Source organism: Actinoplanes sp. KI2 (assembly GCF_025630775.1).
Taxonomy (GTDB): Bacteria; Actinomycetota; Actinomycetes; order Mycobacteriales; family Micromonosporaceae; genus Actinoplanes.
The window spans coordinates 1-444 of the sequence record NZ_JAOSZE010000164.1; the positions used below are offsets into that span (position 1 = coordinate 1).

Here is a 444-nt window from a genome sequence, read left to right on the forward strand (position 1 = left end):
GCAGTTACCCGCGCCGTTGTACGCCTCGCGGCTGTTGCTCTCCGAGAGCGCCGGCAGCGTCGGGTCGGACTTGTACGTCTTGGAGGTGGTCTGGGTCTGGTCGTAGTCCAGGTCCGCGGTCGTGGTCACCACCGCGTGGCCGGGACCGACCACACTGTCGAGCATCGTCTTGAGCGAGGAGTTCATCCGGTTCTGGAACGCCACCGTCTGCGCCTGGTTGCTGTTATCCCCACCGGTGCCGACCGCTTCACCACCACCGGTCGACAGGACCTTCCCGTCCGCGCCGGCCACCGTGATCTGCGTCGGGTCCAGGCCCTCGACACTGGAGGCGACCAGGTGCACGATCGCCTTGACCTGCTCATCCGACAGCGGCTGCGTCTGCTTCGAGGCCACCAGCACCGACGCGGTCGGCTTGTCCTGATCGTCGGCGAACACATCCTTCTG

1 protein-coding gene is annotated in these 444 nt (G+C 66.4%); it reads right to left on the reverse strand.

What is annotated here, in order from left to right; genetic code table 11:
- Positions 1–435 (reverse strand): flagellar M-ring protein FliF C-terminal domain-containing protein (locus tag ODJ79_RS46785; protein WP_317620769.1); only part of this gene is annotated, 435 nt, incomplete at its 3' end.
- Between the last annotated feature and the right edge of the window lie 9 nt (positions 436–444).